This is a genomic window from Hymenobacter plasmatis (assembly GCF_020711255.1).
In the GTDB taxonomy this organism is placed as follows: Bacteria; Bacteroidota; Bacteroidia; order Cytophagales; family Hymenobacteraceae; genus Hymenobacter.
This window is the reverse complement of sequence record NZ_JAJFAW010000005.1, coordinates 118,711-139,333: the sequence shown is the minus strand read 5'-3', so window position 1 is coordinate 139,333 and position 20,623 is coordinate 118,711. Positions and strand designations below refer to the sequence as shown.

16 protein-coding genes are annotated in these 20,623 nt (G+C 61.3%); 6 read left to right on the top strand and 10 right to left on the bottom strand.

Translation table 11 applies throughout. From position 1 onward, the window contains the following. Positions 1-150: 150 nt before the first annotated feature. Together LJ738_RS05275 and LJ738_RS05270 are read right to left on the bottom strand one after the other, a co-directional pair. Complete coding sequence (locus tag LJ738_RS05275) at positions 151-573, bottom strand: hypothetical protein (RefSeq protein ID WP_227785262.1); 423 nt, start codon at positions 571-573, stop codon at positions 151-153. A gap of 180 nt (positions 574-753) precedes the next feature. Beyond that, a complete protein-coding gene (locus tag LJ738_RS05270; RefSeq protein ID WP_227785261.1) occupies positions 754-2,274 on the bottom strand; it encodes a sigma 54-interacting transcriptional regulator in 1,521 nt (506 codons plus the stop codon). A gap of 314 nt (positions 2,275-2,588) precedes the next feature. Here LJ738_RS05270 and LJ738_RS05265 point away from each other — a divergent pair, with 314 nt between their 5' ends. After that, entirely contained in the window at positions 2,589-3,530 is a 942-nt protein-coding gene (locus LJ738_RS05265; RefSeq protein WP_227785260.1) for a c-type cytochrome, read from the top strand. Positions 3,531-3,788: 258 nt separating this feature from the next. On the opposite strand, the gene LJ738_RS05260 is transcribed toward LJ738_RS05265, so the two are convergent. After that, positions 3,789-4,895: a vWA domain-containing protein gene (locus LJ738_RS05260; protein WP_227785259.1), complete on the bottom strand. Its 1,107-nt coding sequence runs from the start codon at positions 4,893-4,895 to the stop codon at positions 3,789-3,791. A 139-nt stretch (positions 4,896-5,034) separates the two neighbouring features. Between LJ738_RS05260 and LJ738_RS05255 the strand changes: the two genes are divergently transcribed. After that, complete coding sequence (locus LJ738_RS05255; protein WP_227785258.1) at positions 5,035-5,316, top strand: DUF427 domain-containing protein; 282 nt, start codon at positions 5,035-5,037, stop codon at positions 5,314-5,316. 82 nt (positions 5,317-5,398) lie between these two features. Beyond that, positions 5,399-6,223 carry a bifunctional transcriptional activator/DNA repair enzyme AdaA gene (locus LJ738_RS05250; RefSeq protein ID WP_227785257.1) on the top strand — a complete coding sequence of 275 codons (825 nt, stop codon included), beginning with the start codon at positions 5,399-5,401 and terminating at the stop codon, positions 6,221-6,223. A 92-nt stretch (positions 6,224-6,315) separates the two neighbouring features. Here the strand turns inward: LJ738_RS05250 and LJ738_RS05245 are convergent, their stop codons facing one another. The 5 genes from LJ738_RS05245 to LJ738_RS05225 all read right to left on the bottom strand — a co-directional run bounded on the left by LJ738_RS05245 (position 6,316) and on the right by LJ738_RS05225 (position 12,648). After that, the gene (locus tag LJ738_RS05245; RefSeq protein ID WP_227785256.1) at positions 6,316-7,296 is read right to left on the bottom strand and encodes an acyl-ACP desaturase; all 981 of its coding nucleotides are present in this window, start codon (positions 7,294-7,296) and stop codon (positions 6,316-6,318) included. Between the two features lie 132 nt (positions 7,297-7,428). Beyond that, positions 7,429-9,075 (bottom strand): hypothetical protein, encoded by a 1,647-nt coding sequence (locus tag LJ738_RS05240; RefSeq protein WP_227785255.1) that lies wholly within the window; start codon positions 9,073-9,075, stop codon positions 7,429-7,431. 173 nt (positions 9,076-9,248) lie between these two features. Beyond that, positions 9,249-10,196 carry a glycosyltransferase family 2 protein gene (locus tag LJ738_RS05235; protein ID WP_227785254.1) on the bottom strand — a complete coding sequence of 316 codons (948 nt, stop codon included), beginning with the start codon at positions 10,194-10,196 and terminating at the stop codon, positions 9,249-9,251. A gap of 50 nt (positions 10,197-10,246) precedes the next feature. Then, positions 10,247-11,614 (bottom strand): MATE family efflux transporter, encoded by a 1,368-nt coding sequence (locus LJ738_RS05230; RefSeq protein ID WP_227785253.1) that lies wholly within the window; start codon positions 11,612-11,614, stop codon positions 10,247-10,249. An 8-nt stretch (positions 11,615-11,622) separates the two neighbouring features. After that, a complete protein-coding gene (locus LJ738_RS05225) occupies positions 11,623-12,648 on the bottom strand; it encodes a hypothetical protein (protein WP_227785252.1) in 1,026 nt (341 codons plus the stop codon). Positions 12,649-12,830: 182 nt separating this feature from the next. Between LJ738_RS05225 and corA the strand changes: the two genes are divergently transcribed. Next, positions 12,831-14,036: a magnesium/cobalt transporter CorA gene (gene corA / locus LJ738_RS05220; RefSeq protein WP_227785251.1), complete on the top strand. Its 1,206-nt coding sequence runs from the start codon at positions 12,831-12,833 to the stop codon at positions 14,034-14,036. Between the two features lie 80 nt (positions 14,037-14,116). Here corA and LJ738_RS05215 read toward each other — a convergent pair whose 3' ends face one another. Then, the gene (locus tag LJ738_RS05215; protein WP_227785250.1) at positions 14,117-15,166 is read right to left on the bottom strand and encodes an AAA family ATPase; all 1,050 of its coding nucleotides are present in this window, start codon (positions 15,164-15,166) and stop codon (positions 14,117-14,119) included. 219 nt (positions 15,167-15,385) lie between these two features. Further along, positions 15,386-18,151: a hypothetical protein gene (locus tag LJ738_RS05210; protein ID WP_227785249.1), complete on the bottom strand. Its 2,766-nt coding sequence runs from the start codon at positions 18,149-18,151 to the stop codon at positions 15,386-15,388. Between the two features lie 321 nt (positions 18,152-18,472). On the opposite strand from LJ738_RS05210, the gene LJ738_RS05205 reads away from it, so the two are divergent. Both LJ738_RS05205 and LJ738_RS05200 read left to right on the top strand, forming a co-directional pair. Further along, positions 18,473-19,012, top strand: coding sequence for a hypothetical protein (locus LJ738_RS05205; protein ID WP_227785248.1), 540 nt, complete (start codon positions 18,473-18,475; stop codon positions 19,010-19,012). A gap of 84 nt (positions 19,013-19,096) precedes the next feature. Continuing rightward, complete coding sequence (locus LJ738_RS05200) at positions 19,097-20,593, top strand: APC family permease (RefSeq protein ID WP_227785247.1); 1,497 nt, start codon at positions 19,097-19,099, stop codon at positions 20,591-20,593. Positions 20,594-20,623 lie beyond the last annotated feature (30 nt).

The window sequence follows — 20,623 nt, the reverse complement described above, 5'->3', positions numbered from 1 at the left end:
CGCTGGAATGCCCACGTACGCAAAACCGAGCGGTTTCGCTGTACTACGCTCGCGCTTACCGGCCTAAGTCCCGCCTTTCTCGCAACCAACGAGCCACTGGAACCGCGCGCGAAAGTTGAGCTGGTTGGGCAAAGTCCGTTTTTCGATTTCTCATCCCGCTACTTCAGTTGGCTTGTCAAGCAGCCCTTGCAACCAGCTCCGGGCGGCGTCCTCGTCGGTGAAAGTCCGCAGGTCGAAGAGGTTGCCGGGGGCATAAGCTGCGTCCATCACGGCGCGCAAAGCAAGGTCGGCGCGCAGGTTCTCGGCACGTACCGGAGCCACCAAAAAGGCTAAGCGCAGGCGGGCGGGGCGATGCTGCGCGGCGGCCCGTGGCAGCCAGTTGGTGGTCACCCAGCTAGCGGCATCGGCATCGGTAGTGGGCCGGCGCCGCACGTCGAGCAGCCAGTACGGGGTACCCAGGCCCTCAGGTGCCAGCAAGATGGCCTCATACTCGGCGCGCTCGGTCTGGAGGGCGTGCGATGTAACCCAGCGTGCGGTGAAGATGTCCTGGTCGGGGTGGTAAGCAAACTGCAAGGGAAATGAAAGAAAACGATGCAAAAACCGGGAAGAGTCAAAACTACGAAGCTGAACGCTACTAACCAGCTATGGATTGAGCCACCGGCAGTGGCCCGCAAACTTGGTCCTCAAAAGCAACTAAAAAGCCCCGCGCACCAGTTGGTGCGCGGGGCTTTGCTTTAGGTTCGAAGTCGCGGGCTAGCGACGGCGGCGCGGCTTTTCGTCTTCGTCCTCGTCGTCATCTTCGCCAAAGGTGGGCATGGTGAACATCGACGAAAGCAAATCCTTGAACTGCGCGCCCGAGGTGAGGCGGTTGCGCGAAATCAGGCTGTGCTCGGCCAGGCCGTGGAGCAGGAATTCCATCAGGAAATAGGTGTGCTCGGGCGTTTCATTGGGGTGCAGCTCGGTCACGATGTCGCGCAGGCCGGGCACCTGGTCCAGCGCCTTGCGGTAGTCGGTGGTGCTGGCGTCGTGCAGCAGGTCCAGGGTGTGGCCGTTGCCGAACCACTCCTGCACAGTTTTGTAGGGCGACGGGCGGTTCTTGAGCTTCTTGGACTTGTCGGGGTCGGGGTAATACTGCAGGAACAGCGTGCGAATGGCCTTGCCCATGAGCTTCTCGGCCACGATGCCCGCGCCCTCCTGCTCGCCCTCGTACACCAGCTCAACTTTGCCGGTGATGGCGGGCACCGCCGAAATAAAGTCGCCCACGCGGACGTAGGTGTTCTTTTCGCCGTTTAGCAGCGCGCGGCGCTCGGCTCCGGCTATCACCTGCTCGTAGGCCGAGATGGTGAGGCGGGCCGACACGCCCGATTTGGCATCCACAAACTCGGAGCCGCGGGCTTCCACGGCCACCTGCTCCACCAGGTCGTGGATGATTTCGTTGCTGGTCACCATGCCTTTCTGCTCGTCTTTGATGCGGGCTTCCTGCTTGGTGATGCGCTTGCCAATCTCAATCGACTTGGGGTAGTGCGTGATAATCTGGGCATCAATCCGGTCCTTGAGCGGCGTCACGATGCTGCCGCGGTTGGTGTAGTCCTCGGGGTTGGCGGTGAACACAAACTGGATGTCCAGCGGCAGGCGCACCTTGAAGCCGCGAATCTGGATGTCGCCTTCCTGCAGGATGTTGAACAACGACACCTGGATTCGGGCCTGCAAGTCGGGCAATTCATTGATGACGAAAATGCCGCGGTGCGCCCGCGGAATCAGCCCAAAGTGAATCACCCGTTCGTCGCTGTACGGCAGCTTGAGCGTAGCCGCTTTGATGGGGTCGGCGTCACCGATAAGGTCGGCCACTGATACGTCGGGCGTGGCCAGTTTCTCGGTGTAGCGCGAGTCGCGGTGCATCCAGTCTACGGGCGTGTCTTCGCCTTTCTCGGCAATAAGATTCTTGGCAAACACCGACAGGGGCTGCAGCGGGTCGTCGTTCAGCTCGGAGCCGGCTACTACGGGCATCCACTCATCCAATAAGTTTATCAGCAGGCGCGCAATGCGGGTTTTGGCCTGGCCGCGCAGGCCAAGCAGGTTGATGTGGTGCCCGGCCAAGATGGCGCGCTGCAGGTCCGGAATCACGGTTTCGTCGTAGCCGAAAATGCCGGGAAATACTTCCTCTTTGTTACGGAGCTTTTGAATCAGGTTTTCGCGCAGCTCTGCTTTGACGCTGCGCGGTTTATAGCCACTGGCGCGGAGTTGGCCCAGGGTGCGGATGGTTTCGTGCTTCATGGAGTGCGTTGGAGGGAAAAGGGCTTCCCGGGTAGTTTAACCGTGAAAGGGGGATGGAGGTTCAGGCGGGCACTCGCGGCCGCCGCTACACGCCAAGCTGCCTGAGCAGCCGCGTGCTCTACTGCTTACGGAAGAGGCATAAGGAACACTTGCTGAAGCAGCCTTGCAGGAAAAAGCATCGGCTGTATTCCTAACTCAGCACCAGCTCAACTATTGCTTTTTTAATAATAATTGTTGTTTTTTAATTGACACTATCCTTTTTCACTACGATAACCTTCTGCGAGAAAATGAAAAGAAACCCACGTACTCCCAGCTTGGCAATTGGATTGCTGTTGCTGGCCGTGGCTGGCTCCGCGGCATTTATCAGCTTGCAGCAGAGCGAGCCCCAACAGCAGGCTCCGGCAGTGGCAGCGGTTCGGCCCAGTACGCCGAAACGCGTGGAGCAAGGCGAAAAAATAGTGACGGTGATGTGCGCGCACTGCCACCGCAACCCGTCCACCAATACCCTGGCCGGCCGGCCCATGCCCGACCTGGGCACCGACTTTGGCAAGCTGTATTCGGCCAATATCACGAAGGACCCCAAATTTGGTATCGGCGACTGGACCGACCAGCAGATTGTGACCATGGTGCGTACGGGGGCGGGCCCCGACGGCCGCTTGCGCGTAGCAATGCCCCACTTTGCGTACCTATCTGATGAAGACGCCGCTAGTATTGTGGCCTTTCTGCGCTCGAATAATGCCCTGGTGCTGCCCACCGCGGAGCCCAGCCACCCCCAGGAATTGTCTCCCCTAGGCAAGAACCTGCTCCAAAACGTGCTGAAACCAACTCCCCTGGTCAAGCACCTGGCCGATGCCCCTCCGGCTTCCCAACCCGTGGCACTGGGCCATTACCTGGTAGTGGGCCGCTACCAGTGCTACTTCTGCCATTCGCAGGATTTTAGCACCAACAACGAAGCCAAGCCCGAACTATCCAAAGGCTTTTTGGGCGGCGGGCACAAAATGCTTGACGATGAGCTGCAGCTCCGCATCAGCCGCAACCTGACCATGGACCCCGAAACCGGCCTAGGCAAGTGGAGTGAAGCTCAATTCAGCAAAGCAGTGAAATTTGGAATGGCACCTACCGGCATTCTGCACGCGCCAATGCCCAAATTCTCGACCATGACCGATGAGGAGGTTCATGCCTTATGGGCTTACCTGAAAACCGTCCCAAAAATCAAGAATGCTACGCCGGAAGATGTTGCTGTTACTACCAAGTAGTATTGGGATTACTTGGAATTGAAGCAAAGAAGGAACATTCGTCATGCGCAGCGCAGCGAACCGAAGGTCGGCGTAGCCAAGCATTATTACCGCTTCGATGAATCGCCTGTCATGCAGAGCGCAGCGAAGCATCTTATCAGGTCAGAACCAATCGTTCAGCGGTGATAAGATGCTTCGCTGCGCTCTGCATGACAAATGTCGGGGCGAGATGCTTTGCTGCGCCTGACATGCCAGATTCAAGCTTCATAAAAAGCAGCCTTACAGGGTTTTGCGGCGGTTCTTTTTGTAGTCCTCAAATACTAAGTGGCCCAGGCCCTGCAAGCCGGAATAGTAGGCTTTGCCCTGGTTCACCTCGGTGAATTCCTCCACAAATTTCTGCAAATACGGGTCGGAGGTAATCATGAATGTGGTGATGGGAATCTTCACGCGGCGGGCGGCGGCGGCGATGTTCAGGGTCTTGTTCACCACTTTGCGGTCGAGGCCGAAGGAGTTTTTGTAGTAGCCGTTGCCTTCCTTCAAGCAGGTAGGCTTGCCGTCGGTAATCATGAAAATCTGCTTGTTGGGTGTCTTGCGCTTGCGGAGCAGGTCCATGGCCAGTTCAAGACCGGCTACGGTGTTGGTGTGGTAGGGGCCCACTTGCAGGTAGGGCAAGTCCTTCACCTCAATCTGCCAGGCGTCGTTGCCGAACACGATGACGTCGAGAAAATCCTTGGGGTACTTCTGCTTCACCAACTCGGCCAGGGCCATGGCCACTTTCTTGGCCGGGGTGATGCGGTCCTCGCCGTAAAGAATCATCGAGTGCGAGATGTCAATCATCAGCACGGTGCTGGTCTGGGACTTGTGCTCGTTTTCGCGCACTTCCAGGTCGCCTTCGGTCAACATGAAATCGTCGCCGTCCATGCCGTGGTTGAGCTGGGCATTTCGGATGGATTCCGACATCTGAATCTGCTCGAGCGAGTCGCCAAAGCGGAATTCGCGCAGGTCGGTGCTTTGCTCGTCGCCCTGCCCGGTGTGGGGCGTGCGGTGGTTGCCGGTGCTGCTCTTTTTCAGCTTGCCAAAAATCTCCTCCAGCGCCGATTTGCGGATGCCCTGCTCGGTTTTGGGCGTGATTTTGAAGGCGCCCCGCTCCTTCTCGTTCTCATCGATGTAGCCCTTCTTTTTGAGGTCATCGATGAAATTGCCCATGCCGTACTGGTCGTCGGTGAGGCCGTACTGTTTGTCTAGTTCGTTGAGCCATTGCAGCGCTTCGCCCACATCGCCGGAGGTGATGGTAACGAGCTGCATGAATAGCTTAAACAAGGACTCAAACCCTTTTTCGGGCTGGTCTTCGGGAACAAAATCGCGGAATCGGAAGCCAACGGCCATAAGTATCGAATATCAAGGGTAGGCCCGGAAAACAACCGGCGCGGACGCAATGTTCAACCGGTAAGCCCAAGCTTGGCCTTGGGCATCCATTGTCTTGCCCTTTGCCTGCCCGGCAGGAGCTTGGTATCCCCGTACTCTCATGAAAGCTATTTGGAACAATACCGTCGTGGCCGAAAGCGACGACACCGTAGTGGTTGAAAACAACCACTACTTCCCCGCCGATTCCCTCAAATCGGAGTTCTTCGAAGCCAGCATTGCCCAAACCAGTTGCCCCTGGAAAGGACGCGCAAGCTACTACTCCCTGCGGGTAGCGGGTGAGCACAACAAAGACGCCGCCTGGTACTACCCCGAGCCCAAGGATGCCGCCCAGCACATCAAAGGGCGGGTGGCTTTTTGGAAGGGCGTCAAAATCGAGCAATAAGCCCCGCGCAACTTGCGCAAGAATCGGGTTTTGAAGGCCGGGGCAATGCACGAAATTTGTAGCCAATCAGCCCCCGATTCCCATGACGGACTACGAACGCATTGCCGCCGCGCTCACCTTCACGCGCGACAATTTCCAGGAACAGCCCACCCTGGAGACGCTGGCCGAACAGGCACATTGGAGCCCGTTTCACTTCCAGCGCAAGTTCCAGGAGTGGGCCGGCGTGTCGCCCAAGAAGTTTCTACAATACCTGAGCCTGGACCACGCCAAGCGCATGCTGCGGCAGCAGGTTTCGGTAGCCGAAGCAGCGTATGAAACGGGCCTATCGGGCACTGGGCGCCTGCACGATTTATTCGTAACCCTGGAAGCCATGACGCCCGGCGAATACCGCCAAGGCGGCGCCTCGTTGGCCATAGCGTACAGTTTTGGAGAGTGCCAATTCGGCCCCTACCTCGTGGCCTCCACAGCCAAAGGCATCTGCAAACTTGTGTTTGTAGAAGACGCCGCAATGGCCCTCGCCGACTTACGCCAGGAGTGGCCCAACGCGACGCTAGTTGCTGCCGAAGCGCCGGCCCACGCGCAGGTAGCGCGGTTTTTCGCCCGCACGTTCCAGCCCACCGACCGCCTGCATTTGCACCTGAAAGGCACGCCGTTTCAGCTCAAAATTTGGGAATCACTGCTGCGTATTCCGGAAGGTGAGCTGCGCACCTACGCCCAGCTGGCCGCTGCGGCCGAGAATGGAGCGGCGGTGCGCGCTACGGGCACGGCCATCGGGGCCAACCCGGTGGGCTACCTCATCCCCTGCCACCGCGTGATTCGGCAAACCGGCGAGTTGGGCCAATACCGCTGGGGCGCCACGCGCAAAGCTGCGCTGATTGGCTGGGAAGCCGCACGACATGTCATTTAACGGTTAGCGTTTAACAATTAACAGCCGTTCTGAAGGACCAAATGGGCCCGTCGGAACGGCTGTTAATTGTTAAATGCTAGCTGATAACTGGATTAAGAAATCCACTTGAACTTGTATTCCAGCTTGGGAACGGGCATGCGGTCGGCTACGCGGCGCAGGCGGTTGGGCAGGGCCATGATGTAGTCGCGGGCTTTTTCGGCCGGGCCGGTGAGGCCGCCGATGTGCTCAATTTTCCAATCGTGGATGAGCGAGTCGAGGATGTCGGTGTAGTCCGAGCTGGTGTACACACCGAGGCGCTGGGCGGCGTCGGTGAAGTGGCCGAAGGTTTTGCCCATTTCGATGCCCATTTCGCGCATGTAGTGGGCCGGCATCACGATTTTCTTGCGCATCATGTCCTCGAAGGCCAGCATCATTTCGCTGGGGTCTACTTCGAAAATCTTCTCCACAAAGGTCTTGTAGACGCGGGCGTGGCGGTTTTCGTCGCCCGCAATCATGCCGCAGATTTTGGAAAGCTGGTCGTCGCCGGCGGTGCGGGCCAGTTGGCCCACGCGGCGGTGGGAGATGTTGGTAGCCTGCTCCTGGTAGCTGGTGTACACAAAGGCGCGGTACGGGTCGTGGGCGGTGCCGAGGTCGAAGCCGTCGTTGATGAGGTACTGAGTCGACACTTCAAACTCGCGCATGTTGACGCGGCCGCTCAGGTACAGGTAGCGGTTGAGCAGGTCGCCGTGGCGGTTTTCTTCGGCCGTCCAGCCCCGAATCCACTGGGCCCAGCCGTTGTCGCGGTCGCGGTTCAGGTCGTCGAGCTCGTGAAACCAGGCCTCGTAGTTGGGCAGCGCTTCTTCCGTGATGGTATCGCCGATAAGCACGGCCAGCAAGTCGTAGCTGAGGTTGCCGGCTTTTTCACGCAATTCTTTTACCTGGTCGAAGAACGACTCTTCGCGCGAATCGGGCAGAAAATCGGCGGGCTGCCAGCTGTCTTCCACGCTTTTGAGGAAGGTGCCCATGTTGGACTTCAAATAGCCTTCTAGGTTCTGCAGCACTTCGCTGCGGGAAGTCATCGTGGACGTTAGCATAAGAGGGGGCGAAGAAGCGTGAATAATTAATGAAGAAACGCTTTTGCCGAAGCAAAGGTCTGCGGCGCGGGCACGGAGCAGGGTATAAAATTATGGCATTGGCGCAATCGGGCACCACCATGGCTGCCGGGCTCAGCGGGCCGGCCAGGGCTGCACGCGATAAAAACGCAGCGTTGACTCGGTGGGCAGCGCTAGGCCAAAGGTAGGGCTTAACTGCATGCGGGGCCCATCGAAACGGAAACGACGGCTAAGCCAGGCGGCCGTTTCGGGGGTGAGCACCCACACGGGCGCTAGGCCGGGTTGAGCTGAAGTTGCCAGGCGACGCAAGCACTCGGTTTGGTCGGCGGTGCCGCTGAGCGCGCGCCGCAGTTGGCTTTGTGACGCATCGTGCGACTGCCAGCCGGTGAGCACCAACACCGGCCCGGGCCCGAGTGAATATGAGCGAAAGGGCGAGAGGCTTTTCAGCAAGTCATTGCTTCCCGCCAGGATGAGGATGCGGCCCGCACGAGCTTGAGCTATTGCTTGTAGCGCCAGCCGGTGGCGCCGTTCCTCCTGGCCCAACACCTGCCGGCGATGAAGCGTTTTGGCCCCGTAAATCAGCACGACTACCAGCCCAACGACTAAGCCCAGCAAGCGTAGGGCACGCGGGAGGTTCGGGAATAAGACACTGGCCGTTGAGCTAAGGCCAACGCTTCGTTCTTGCGCTGAGAACACGAAAGCCAGATTAGTAAGCAGCCAGAAATCCAGCAGCGGGAGCGCCAGGCGCGGCGGCAGCTTGAGGAAGCCTGCGCAGAGCCCCAGCGCCGCTACAAAACCTAGTTGCACCAGCCAGAACATGGGGCGCTGTCGCCGGTACCGTACCATGCCCCAGGCAGTTGCCGCTAAGGCTAGCAACAAGGGGAAATAGTCGCGAACCATCTGCCCAACCCGCACCATGATTTTGGCCGGCACCTGCTGGGCGAAAAACTCCCGGGCACTGAACGCATACGCTCGCTGGCACAAGGCTTCGTTTACTACGGTTGAGTCGCCCATTAGCCATAGGCTAAGCGCAGCCGTGCCCAGGCTATCCGCAGGTGTGCGGGGTTGCGGGCACAGTTGGTCGAAGTCGAGAACGCGGGCGAAGTAGCGGTCGCGCGCTTGGGTCCGCGCTTCAGTAGGCGTTTGCAGCAACGCGGCCGCGCCAGCCGCCAGGGCCAGCCCCAGCGCCGCGCCCAGCACTACCGGAGCCGCCCGCCGAATGCTGCCTGCCAACAGCACGGCTGCGGGTAGCACCGCCACAAAACCCAACAGAGCCAGGCTGGGCCGCATTAGCCAAGCGGCCCCCAACCCCGCCAGCCCAATAAGTAGCGCCGCTCCACGCCCCGGCCGCTGAGCCGCAAACAGCACCGCGCCCCCGGCCAGTAGCACCCCCACCCGCACGTGGCTAAACCACAGCCAATGCTCCAGCCACGCCATGCCGAAGAACACAACCAGCGCCAGCACCAGCATCGCTGGCCGCAAATGGGGCCGCAAGAGCCTATCAAGTACCGCAAAAATGAGCACGGTGGCCAAGCCAAGCAGCGCGGCATTGAGCAGCCCAAACCAAGGCCAGTTGGGCAGGGCATTGTAGGCCGCGGCCAGCACGTGCCCGTAGCCGTGGAAATAAAGCGGCAAGGACGTGACTGGCTTCAAGGCCATCACCCCCGAAAAAAGCCAGGCCAGTGAGCCATCATCGCTGGTTTCGTAGTAGCTGCCCAATCCCGCCACCGTACCAAGCGTGAGCGCCAATGGCAGCAACACAACGCGGGCAAAAATGGCTAAACGGGAGTGATTCGGCACTGGGGCAACGGGAGATTTTCAGCGAAGAAACGGGGCCGGGCGGCATCGTCCCTGCCATGAGCTCATTTCTTAAGCCTTGCTTGGTCTTCCTACTTTCAAAAAAGACCACCAGATTTAAGCTGGGCTATTAATTATTAAAACATCCGGCTCCACGTAGCCAGGGCCCAATCCAGGGCGGTGGGGCTGGTGGTTTGCCGCAACAGCGCGAACAGCTCCTTCACTTCGGTGTGGCGGTGGCGGCGGGCGGCTTGGCGCAGTTCCCAGCGCAAGCGGGTGGCCAGGGCGGCGCGCTCGTCGGCGGTGCGCACGAGCGCCAGGGCCTTGCCGCACACCTGGATGGTGGAGGCAAGGTATGGGTCGTGGCGCTGGTAGGCGCGGCTGCTCATGCTGCTGGGGTGCTTGCGCTTGCGGGTCGTCACTTCATCGAGGTACTGAAACTGCCACTCGCGGCTGGCGCGCACCCAGAAGTCAAAGTCTTCATAGGCCAGCGTCTCGTCGTAGCCGCCCAGTTGGGCCAGGCAGGCGCGGCGCATCATCATGGTGGGCGTGCTGATGAAGTAGCGCCGCAATACCTCGGCGAATACCCAGCCGCTGGCCGGGCGGGGCTTCAGGCCACCGTGGCCATCGGGCCGGTGGTGCAGGCCCAGTAGGGTGCCGTTTTCGGCTATCAGCTCGGCATTGGAATACACCACTCCCACCGTGGGCGCGGCGGCCCGAAACGCCGCCACTTGTTGGGCTACCCGCTCGGGCAGCAGCACATCGTCGGTGGCGAAATCAATCACAAACTCACCTTGGCTTTGCCGGAATGCCAGGTTGAAGGCGCGGCAGTTTCCCAAGTTTTCGGTGAGCAAATGCACGTGCCAGCTTGGGTACCGGGCAGCGTACTCGCGCAGTATGGCAGGGCTTTCGTCGGTACTGGCATCGTCCACGAGCCACACTTCCAGGTTCGGATAGGTTTGGCTGAGAATAGAATCCAGCGCCTCACGCAAAAACGGCGCATGGTTGTGGCACAGCGCCACTATGGTAACGGGCGCTGCGCTGGGGAATGAAGAATGAGGAATGGATAATGAGGAATTTGGCATGGGGCAATGGCGACAAATGAAGGGAAGAAAAATTCTTCATTCTTCATTCTTCATTCTTCATTCTTCATTTCTAATGGCTCATTCTTCCTTCTCAACTGAAATCCCGCGCAGACCAGCAGCAACAGCCAGTAGCGGCCGGCGTGGGCGAGCACCGCGCCTTCCAGGCCAAAGCGTGGGAGCAGCACAGCCAGTAACGCGGCAAACACCGCTGCCGAAGCTGCTTGCACGGCTACGTAGGGGCCCGTGCGCGCCCGGGCGGTGAGCTGAAAAATGAAAATCCAGCTCAATAGCTTAGCCCAATCGCCCAGCAATTGGGGCCCGAGAAACTCGCGTGCCCCCAGCAGCTGCGGCGCGAAAAGCAGCGGCAGCAGCCAGTTGCGGCAGGCAAAAATCAGCCCCAGGCCGACGGCAAGCACCGGGGCCAACAAACCCAGCACCCCCAGCAGGTAGCCGCGCGCGGCCCGCGGCTGCCCGGCCAGCGCCGCCAGCCGCGGGTAGAAAACGCTGCTCATCACCGCTGCAAATACCATGGTGTAATTGTCGGAGAGCTTGGCCACGGTCTGCCATAAGTCGGTGCGGGCGGGCCCGAAGGTGGCCAACAGGTAGCTGCGCAACACATAGTCCACAGCTTTGCCAAACAGCAGCGTACTCATGGCCATGAGCAGAAACTGGCTCAACCGGCGCACGGCCAAGCGGCTGACGGGCCCTTCCGGCCGCAGGTGCCGCAGCACGCCGGCCCGCGCCGCCAGCACCAGGGCCGGCAGCAGCGTGAGGCCCTGCGCCAGCAGGTAGGCCAGCAGCACAAGGTTGAGCGGTAAATGGCGCAGCAGCGCCACGGCGGCCGCACCCGTGCCCAGCAGCGCTACCGCCACCGATAAGCTGATGTAGGCCCGCAGCCGCCCCGCCGCCAGCAGCGCAGCACTCAGCAGCCCTTGTCCGGTGAGCAGCGCAATGCCCACCACAAATGCCGCCAGACTGCCCCATCCCCAGCCCAACAGACCCTGGCTGGCCAGCACTGCGGCCCCGGCCAGCAGCGCCGCGCCATTGAGTCCTGCCGCCGCGCCCAGCCACACCCGGAAGCGGGGGCTCCCGGGCTGCAGCGGCGCGAGGTACTTCACCAGGCCCACCTGCACGCCGTCGTTGGGCAGGGTGGTGAGCAGGGCCATCAGGTTTTGGAATTGGGCCAGCAGGGTGAGGCCGCCGGCCGGCGCGTAGGTCGCAAACAGCTTGTTGAGCACCAGCGCGCCCGCGGCCCGCGCTACTACGGCCACACCCGTGCCCAGGGAGCCGCGCACAAAGCCCCGCCAGACGGACGGGGCGGCAAGCGGCCGGGCTGGTGATGTAGAAGAAGTTGGCAACACAGGCGGCGCGGCAGATTTGCCCAACGAGGGCGTAAAGAACGACAGCCCTGGTTTCATGGCCCTTCTCACTTGCTCCGGAGGCTTTTGGCCCAGCTTAGGCGCAGGCCCGCCACCCCGCCCAGGTGCCGCTTAAACCGCAGCAAGGAGGTATTGGGGCCGGAATCGAGCGTGGAAGTGCCCAGGTCCAGCACCGCCATGCCGCTGGCTTGGGCAAAGGCGTGCAGGCCTTCGTTGAGCATGACCACCGGGCTCAGGGCATTGCAGCGCAAAGGGCTGGCGGGGTAAAAATTATACAGCACCTGCTCATCGACCCGAATGGCGACCGTGAGCGCGGCCCAGCCCCCATCCGGCTGTCGCACGGAGAACAGAAAATGCTCTTTCGGGAAGTTTCGAAACAGCTCCTGCACCCGCGCCAACGGCAACGACAGCTCCTGGCCCCGCTCCTGCCGGCACGCCTGAATAAACTCGTAAGCCGCCGGCAGCAGAAAGGGCGGTTCCTGCTCAAAATGCAAGCCATAGCGCCGGCACTTATGCAGGCGGCGGCGCTCCGATGGATGCAGGTTGGCTTCGTAGGCCCGGTTGGGGTCGAGGTGATAGTTCTGCTCGGCCAGCGTGACGCGGTAGCCGCGCTGCCGAAGCGTTTCGGCCAGCACGGCGGCACCCGCGGGGTCGTAGGCAAAGGGGTAGCCGCGTAAGGCTACTTCCTGAATCCCGCGTTGGCTAAGGGCGTTTTCGGCGGCATCGAGCAGGCCGTGCAGTTGGGCTACGCTCACGCCGGCTGCCAGCTGCACCGCCCCAAAGGGCGCCTGGGCGGGGCTGCGGGCCAGGCCGTCGTTTTCCTCCAGTGCCAGGTGCAGTTGAGCTACCGTTTGGCCGGCCCCGGCGTCTTCCAGGTACAGGCTCAGGACCGAGGGGGCAGCCGGCTGCAGTGCCTGGTGCTCGGGCCGCAGATACAGAAACGACTCGAAGGCCAGCGGCAGCCGGGGCGCGGCCGGGCCAGCCGGCCCACTTTCCACGGCCCAGACGGCGAGCCCCGCCGCCCCGCGCTCCGCGTCCGCCTCAACCGCAACTGTAGAATCCGTACTTTTCAAACTTACTTATCGTAGCCCTGCCAGCAAAGTACGGCACAGAACCGTCGTCTGACCACGGACGGCCCCATCATCAGGCGCCATTTCATTAATCCGGGTACGACTGCGCTCCGAGATATCTTCATCTGCCCGCCATGCGTAGGGGCCGAATTTGCGTTTTCGTTTCTTTATTTCCTTTCCGCCGCATGAACCCGCTTATTTCTCCTGCTTCGGCCGCGCCCAACCGCTCGCCGGCTCTGGCCGATACCGACGGCCCGGTGGGCTACACCGTCACCGACCGCGAGGCCACCCGGCAGGCCCGCGAACAGATGGTGGGCCAGCGCCCCGGCACCCTCAACGTGCGCGAAGGGGCCATGAAGCCGCGCTTGTTTTTGATGGCCTACGACGAAAACAGCTTCATCGAAGAAGAATACACCGACCGCTACGACGAGCTGCTGGCCTGGCTACGCGACCACCCCGAGCTCAAGCACTGGATTGACGTGCGCGGCTACGGCGACCTGGCCCTGATGGAGCAGCTGATGCAGGATTTCGGCCTCCACCCCCTGCAAATGGAAGACGTGCTCAACGACTACCAACGCGCCAAGGTGGAGGTATTCGACGACCACCGCCTGTTCATGGTGTCGCGGATGACCGACTTCACCCGCAACCTCGAAATCGACGACGACCAGCTCTCGCTCTTTACGGGTCCCAACTACATGCTGTCGTTTCAGGACGATTACGACGACTGCCTCGACTCGCTGCGCACGCGCATCCGGTCCAACTTCAGCACCCTGCGGCGCCGGCCCATGCTGTACCTGGCCTACGCCCTCACCGATGTGGTGCTCGACCACTACTACCCCACCATGGCCGCCATCGGCGACTACATTGAGGAGCTCGAAGAAGCCATTTTTGCCGACAAGCGCCCGCGGCGGTTGCTCAACCGCATCCTGCGCATCAAAAAGGACGTGGTGCGTTTTCGGCGCCTGGTGTACCCGGAGCGCGACAAAATCGCAGAAATCCTGCGCCTGCCCGATGAAGTAATGCCCGAGGAGTTGAAAATTTTCTACCGCGACGCCTACGACCACGCCATTCAGGCCCTCGACCTGGCCGAGAGCTACCGCGACAACATCTCCTCGCTCACCGACCTCTACCTTTCCGACCAGGGCAACCGCATGAACGAAGTGATGAAGGTGCTCACCATCATCAGCACCATTTTCATCCCCCTAAGCTTCGTGGTGGGCCTCTATGGCATGAACTTCCAGCACGACGACGGCCACGGCCACGTGCTGCCCCTCAACATGCCCGAACTCTACAAACCCTGGGGCTACCCCATGGTGCTCGGCCTCATGTTCATCGTAGTTATGATTCAGCTCGTGTATTTCTACCGCAAAGGCTGGCTGACAAATAGATAGATTTCATTTAACAGTTAGCATTTAACATTTATCAGCCGTTCGGTCTGCCCAAATTGAGCTGACCGAACGGCTGATAAATGTTAAATGCTAACTGTTAAATGACCCAAAACTTGGGCTACTCGCTCGGCCACGGTGCCTTCCAAGAGGGTGTAGGGGATGCCGAAGAAGTCCAGTTGCATGATAATCATGCCGTGCTGGAAGCTACGCAACGCCTCGGGCCCGCGCCAGCCGTCCTGCTCAAAGGGCACGGTGGGGGCGCACACAAAGGTGTGGGCGTAGCGCTGCCCGCACACGGCGGCCATGGCCTGCAGCATGGGGTCGCAGCGGTGGAAATAGTAATAGGAATACAGGGCCGTAGTGGCGGCGTTGGTATCGCAAAAAATAACTCCCTGGGCTTGAGCAGCGGCTTTGTCCTCCAATTCCACGTGGCGGCGAGCTATATAGAGCAGGTCTTCATAGTCGAGGTTGCCGCTTTTTTGCTCGTGCAGTGTGCGGCCGTATTCCGGCACCCACACCGTATCCAACGCTTCGGCCAGGGCAGCGCACAAGGTTGATTTGCCACTGCTTTCGGCCCCGAGCAACACCACGCGGGGCACGCTGCCCGGTGGCACGACACCAAATTGAGCTGCTACCAGCGGATGCAGGTATTGCGCAAATGCTGCCGGATTGCTGCGCACCATGCTTCCGGATATCGGCATTTGCTGGCGGGCAGTGTCTACGGCTACATGCGCGGCGCCCAGGTGCTGGGCAAACCCAGGCCCGTAGGCCTCGCTGCTGAAAACAACGTCGACATGAATATCATGTTGGGCTAGCCAGCGGCGCACAAATTCACGCTGCGTGGCGTCATCGGCCGCATCAGGCGGTACACCATCAGCTTCGGCCGAAAGGGCGTAAATGCGCAGGGGCGTGCCGCTGATTCTTGGGCCTTCGGAAATCTCATCGCCCCGGTACAGCTCCCGAATCCAGCCGGCGCGAACAGCGGCGGGCATCGTGTCCGAATCAGGATTGGCATACACTAGCAGCACCAGCTCGGTTACTTGAGCAGCAGCGGTTTCAAGTAGAAGCTGGTGGCCTTTGTGCAGCGGCCAGAATTTGCCAACTACCAAGCCTGTTGATTCAGATGGGTTCATGTAAGATGTATGTATCAACGTAACAGACTGACATGCTTAGCGCAGCGCAAAATCTCGCTCACGCCGCTTGTCATGCTGACGAAGGAAGCATCTTATCAGGTCAGCACGACTCGTTCCGCGGGGATAAGATGCTTCGCTGCGCTCTGCATGACAGACGATTTGCAACGAAGCGGAAAGATGCTCCAAAGTGCTCTGCATGACGTCCTGTTGAGCTTGTTATTAAGGCAACGCCACCTTTAGCTCCGTGCGGCGCAATTCGCGGCCCACGGTGCGCACCAACTGATAAGTATCGGTGGTGGCATCGTAGCTCAGTCCCACGCCAGTGCCGGTGCTGGGCATGGGCGCACCACCCAGCAGCCGGCCCTTGCCATCGTACACAAACACGTGACCCGGGCCTGTTTCCGTGATGGCAATAATCCGCCGGCCATTGCCGAAATCGAAGTATTGAACGGGTTTTTCGCCCGAGGTCACGAAGCGTTGAGTGATGAGCGGAGTGGCCGTTTTGGGCAGAAATACATCGAGTTGATTGCCATCCTCCCGGGTCACGGCGAAGGTGCGGCCGCGGGGGTCGGGCACCAGCCGGAAGCGGGCGGTGCGGCTCCAAGTGGCCACCCGGGTTCGGCTGATGATGTCGCCGCTGAGGTTGAAGACCACCAGCTCGCCGTGCTGGTTGACGAGTGTGAAGCGGCTGCGCGCCAGCGTGGCGCCAGCCTGCACGAGCACCCCACCGGCCAGCCGCCCGCCCATGCTCAATGGAAAGCCGGGGAACAGGCTCCCCTTCCCATCAAAGGCATATACGTAGCCGTTTTGCAGCGGCACCAGCACCACATCGCGCCCATTCACGCTGAGCAAGGCCGGCCGGCCCACCAGCGGAAAGTCGAGCTGCTTGGGCTGCCAGCCCGGGAAAAGGTGGCCTTTGGCGTCGAGCAGCAGCAGGTCGTTGCCGGCCGTCACGGCCAGCAGGCGCGCGGGGGTGCCTGCGCCGTTGCCAGGTGCGGCCAGCAGGGCGGCCACGCGCACGCTATCGGGCAGGTTCAGGGGGAAGGGCAGCACTTCGCGGCCATCATTGGCGAGCAGATGCAATTTGTGGCCAGCACCCAGCAGCAGGCCGCCTGGGACACCGCCCGCACTCGGCAGCAGGTTCAGTCCCACTACCGGCGTGGTGAGCGTATCCGACCATAGCACGGTGTTATCGGCACTCACATAGTAGAGCACGCCCGTCGAGTCCTGCACCACCACCGCCGGTATGCGCGTGCCCAACGCCGGCAGCAGCGTAGGCGCCCCCAGCAACGGGTACTGAAAGGTCATGACCCGCCCGTTGGCCGCCCCACCGGCCTGGGATAAAGCGGGCCCCAGGTCGGGGTGCCGCAGCAACAGCTGAGTGTAATACTGCGCATCCGGGGCCGACTCATTCTCGGCCGGCACCAGCTGCATCGCAATCTGGGGGAAGCGCTTAAACAGGGCCTCGTTGCGCAGCAGGCCCGCCCGACGCTCTTCGGTGAGCACACCCAGCAGGGCATTCCAGCTGTTGCGCGTATCGATAATAATGCTCAGGCGGGCCTGGGGCAGGGTTTCCTGCAAAAAAGAAACCTGCGTCGGGCTTTGCGCCCAGGTGCGGCCGGCCACTACGTCGGCCAGGTAGCCATTAAGGGTCAAATCGTCGGAGAGTACCAGAAAATTTCCCACCATCACGCCCGCGCCGGCAACGGCCTCCACCGCGTAGGGCCGCGCCGGAGCCAGCAAGGGGCCCAAAATAGCCGCCTCCGGGAATGCGACCGGGTGCACCTCGTAGGGGCCCACTCTGGTAAACGCTGGCGAACTGTTGTAGATGCGGCGCAGCCGGGCCAGCCACTTGTTGGTGCGGGCGGGCACCGGGCAGCGTACAAAAGCCAGCCGGCCGGGCCGGCTGCCCGCCGCCGCCGTAGCCAAGTAGCCAATGGCCATTTCCCCATCAAAAGAAGCCCGCAAGCTATCCAGCGCGGCGTTGCGACCCAGGGAATCGACCAACGGGCGGCCTGGGCTGGGCCAGGTGCGGGCGGGGTCGGCGGCCAGGTGCAGCAGCATAGCCGTGCGCGTGCTCATCAGGCTGGTCATTCGCTGGGGTTGGGCGGGCTGGCCGCGCAGGCGCTGGTGCAGCGCGCCCCGGGCCGTTTCGGGGTTCGAAAACCCCTGGAGCTGGGCCCGGCTGCCGGCCAGCTTCACGCCCAGCAGGCCCTCGGATACCAGGCCCGCCAGCTGGTCAAACTGGCTGTGGGCATCCTTTCGAAACAGCACGTCCAGAAACTGCGGCAGGCGGCGGTAGTTCACCAGCAGGCTGGCATCCAGGCCTCGCAGCTTCAGCAAATCGGTGGAACTGAACGCGGCCAATACCGTCGGCGCATCGGGGTGGGCCAGGCAGCGCACTACTGATTCCACCAGCCCCGGGTTGGCACTCACCACGAGGTGGTTGCGGTAGTTGAGCACGGTGAGGCTGTTTTCGCTGCGCCGCTCGGTGAGCACGGTAAGCTCCTGGTCTTCGTAGTCGCGGGTGCTGAGCTGGTAGCGGGGGTCGCGGCCCAGCGTTTCGAGCAGGCTCCGCACCTGTCGGTACTCGGCCACGCGGGCCAGCGGAATCTGGTAGAGCACATCGAACTCGCCCGGCCCGGTTACGTGCACGGAGGTTATCACCAGCTTGCGGCCCAGCAGGGCCAGAATGCCGTTGCGGCGCCGCGCGCTGCCACCCGCCAGGCTGTCGGCTAGGGCCAGGTGCCCAGCGGCCTGCTGAAAGTAGCGCACTGCCGTGAGGTTGTCCCACAGCTCCGTTTCCTGCAGGTGGCGCACCAGCGCGGGGTGGTCGTGGGTGCTCAGCACCAGCACGGCATCGTCCGGCACCAGGGTGTAAGGGTCTACTGGCACGGCCGCCAGGGTGCGCCGGTAATAGACGTAAGTGGCCAGCGCGAGTAGCAGGAGCAGCGCCGTTAATAACGCCAGGAGCTTTCGGGACATGCTTAGGGAAGCGGATGACGGGCGACGAAAGTACGGCCTAAGGCAGGTTGCCAACGCAACGGTAACCAGCGGCGACCAGGAATATCCAGCTCAATTAGGCAGCCAGCGAAAGCCAGAGTACTTTCTGCAGGCTACCGCGCTCAAAAAAGTGAAGCTATATAGAGTTACAAGGGGTGGAAAAACGTGGCTGGCGCCATTCGGCACTCTTAGCCGGGGTTACTTTGAAAAGCATTTTAGCAGCCATTAGCCCAATGCCTTAGCCGACGCTAACGGCTAAAATAAAAAGCTCAGCGTTGCGGCAGGCTTCGTATATTTCGCTTCATGAAGCTGCTGGTGCGCCCCTCGTTTTCAGTTGAGCTGTTTTCGGGCATCGTGCTGCTGTTGATGATGCCCGCCTGCAACCCCATTGCGCCGGGCCTCGATGAGGTAACAGCCGTCCACAATGAGCTGCTGGGCACCCCCGAAATGGTGCGCGGCTTCTTCGACCGGTTTCAGGTAGCCTACCAGCGGCGCGACTCCACGCTCTACGGGCAGCTGCTCGCGCCCAAGTTCCGGTTTACCTACCACGATTTCGCGGCCAACGCTGACCGCTCCTGGCCCCGCGACGTGGATGCCAATACCACCTCCCGCCTGTTCAAAGCCGCCCGTTCCATCAATTTGCAGTGGATGCAGTACCTGCCCAGCTCCGACACGCTGTCATCGGACACGCTGGCTAATGTGGAACGCTCCTTCCTGCTCACCATCGAGCAGTGCAACAACGAGCGGATTTCGGGCGCGGGCACGGCCCGGCTGGTGCTGGTGCGCAAGCATCGCAACGCCCCGTGGCGCATGCGCAGCTGGTACGACCGCAGCAAATTTTAATTCGCTTTTCGCTACGTTTTCAAGCAAGGCCTGCCGTTTACGGCGGGCCTTTTCGTTTTCTTTGACAAAATTCTCTCCTCCTCTATGACCGAACCTCAACTCGTGACCGAACCGCAAACCGCACAACCGCACTTTAAGCGGGCCATTAACCTCTTCGATGCCATCATGCTCGTCACGGGCAGCATGATAGGCTCGGGCATCTTCATCGTTTCGGCCGACATTGCCCGGCAAGTGGGCAGCGCTGGCTGGCTGCTGGTGGTGTGGCTGCTCACCGGCTTCATCACCATGGCGGGGGCCATCAGCTACGGCGAGCTGGCCAGCATGTTCCCCAAGGTGGGCGGGCAGTACGTGTACCTGCGCGAGGCCTTTGGCCGCCTCACGGCGTTCCTCTACGGCTGGACGCTTTTCCTCGTCATCCAGACCGGTGTAATTGCCGCCGTGGCCGTCGCCTTTGCCAAGTTCACCGGCGTGCTGGTCCCGTATTTCAGCGTGAAAAACGTGCTGTTTCAGGCCGGCAGCTTTGAGTTCAGCAGCGTGCAGCTGCTGGCCATCATCCTCATCATCGCCATCACGGCGCTCAACGCGCAGGGCGTGCGCACCGGCAAGCTCATTCAGAACGTGCTGGGCAGCACCAAGCTCATTGCGCTGGGACTGCTCATCCTGTTCGGCGTGGCCCTGGGCATGAACCACGAAGCCATCCAGGCCAACTTTGCTGACCTGTGGTCGGCGAGCCGGTCCCCCGCCCCTGGTGTGAGCGCACTTACTGTGCCCATCAGCGGCAGCGCCCTTGTCATCGCCATCGGCATGGCCATGACGGGCTCGCTGTTCTCGTCCGACTCCTGGAACAACATCGGCTTTGCCGGCGAGGAAATCCAGAATCCCGAGCGCACGCTGGTGCGCAGCATGGCCATCGGCACGGCCATCGTCACGGCCCTCTACATTCTCATCAACGTGGTGTACCTGCTGGTGCTGCCGCTGCACGGCTCGCCTGAAGCCACCACCCTGGCCGGCCGCGGCATTCAGTACGCCGCCGACGACCGGGTAGCCACCGCCGTGGCCGAATCGGTACTGGGCAAGGCTGGCGCCTACATCATGGCCGTGCTCATCATGCTCAGCACCTTCGGGGCCAATAACGGCATCATCCTGAGCGGCTCGCGGGCTTATTTTGCCATGGCCAAGGACGGCCTGTTCTTCCCCGGCCTGGCCCGCCTGAACGGAGCCGGCGTACCCGGCCGCGCCCTCTGGGCCCAGTGCCTGTGGGCCTGCCTGCTCTGCCTAAGCGGGTCCTATGGCCAGCTGCTCAACTACGTGATGTTCGCCGTGATTTTGTTTTACGTCGTCACCATCATCGGAATTTTCGTGCTGCGCCGCACCCGCCCCGACGCACCCCGGCCCTACCGCGCCTGGGGTTACCCGGTGGTGCCGGGCCTGTACATTTTGCTGGCCAGCGCGTTCTGCATCATCCTCCTGATTGCGCCCGACACCGCCGAGTTCTCCCGCCGTGGCCTGGGCCTGGTAGCCCTAGGCCTTCCTGTCTACTTCCTATTCGGCCGAGGTTTTGGCAAACGCTCCGAAGCGTAGCAATGCCAGGACATAAAAAAAGGCCTCCCG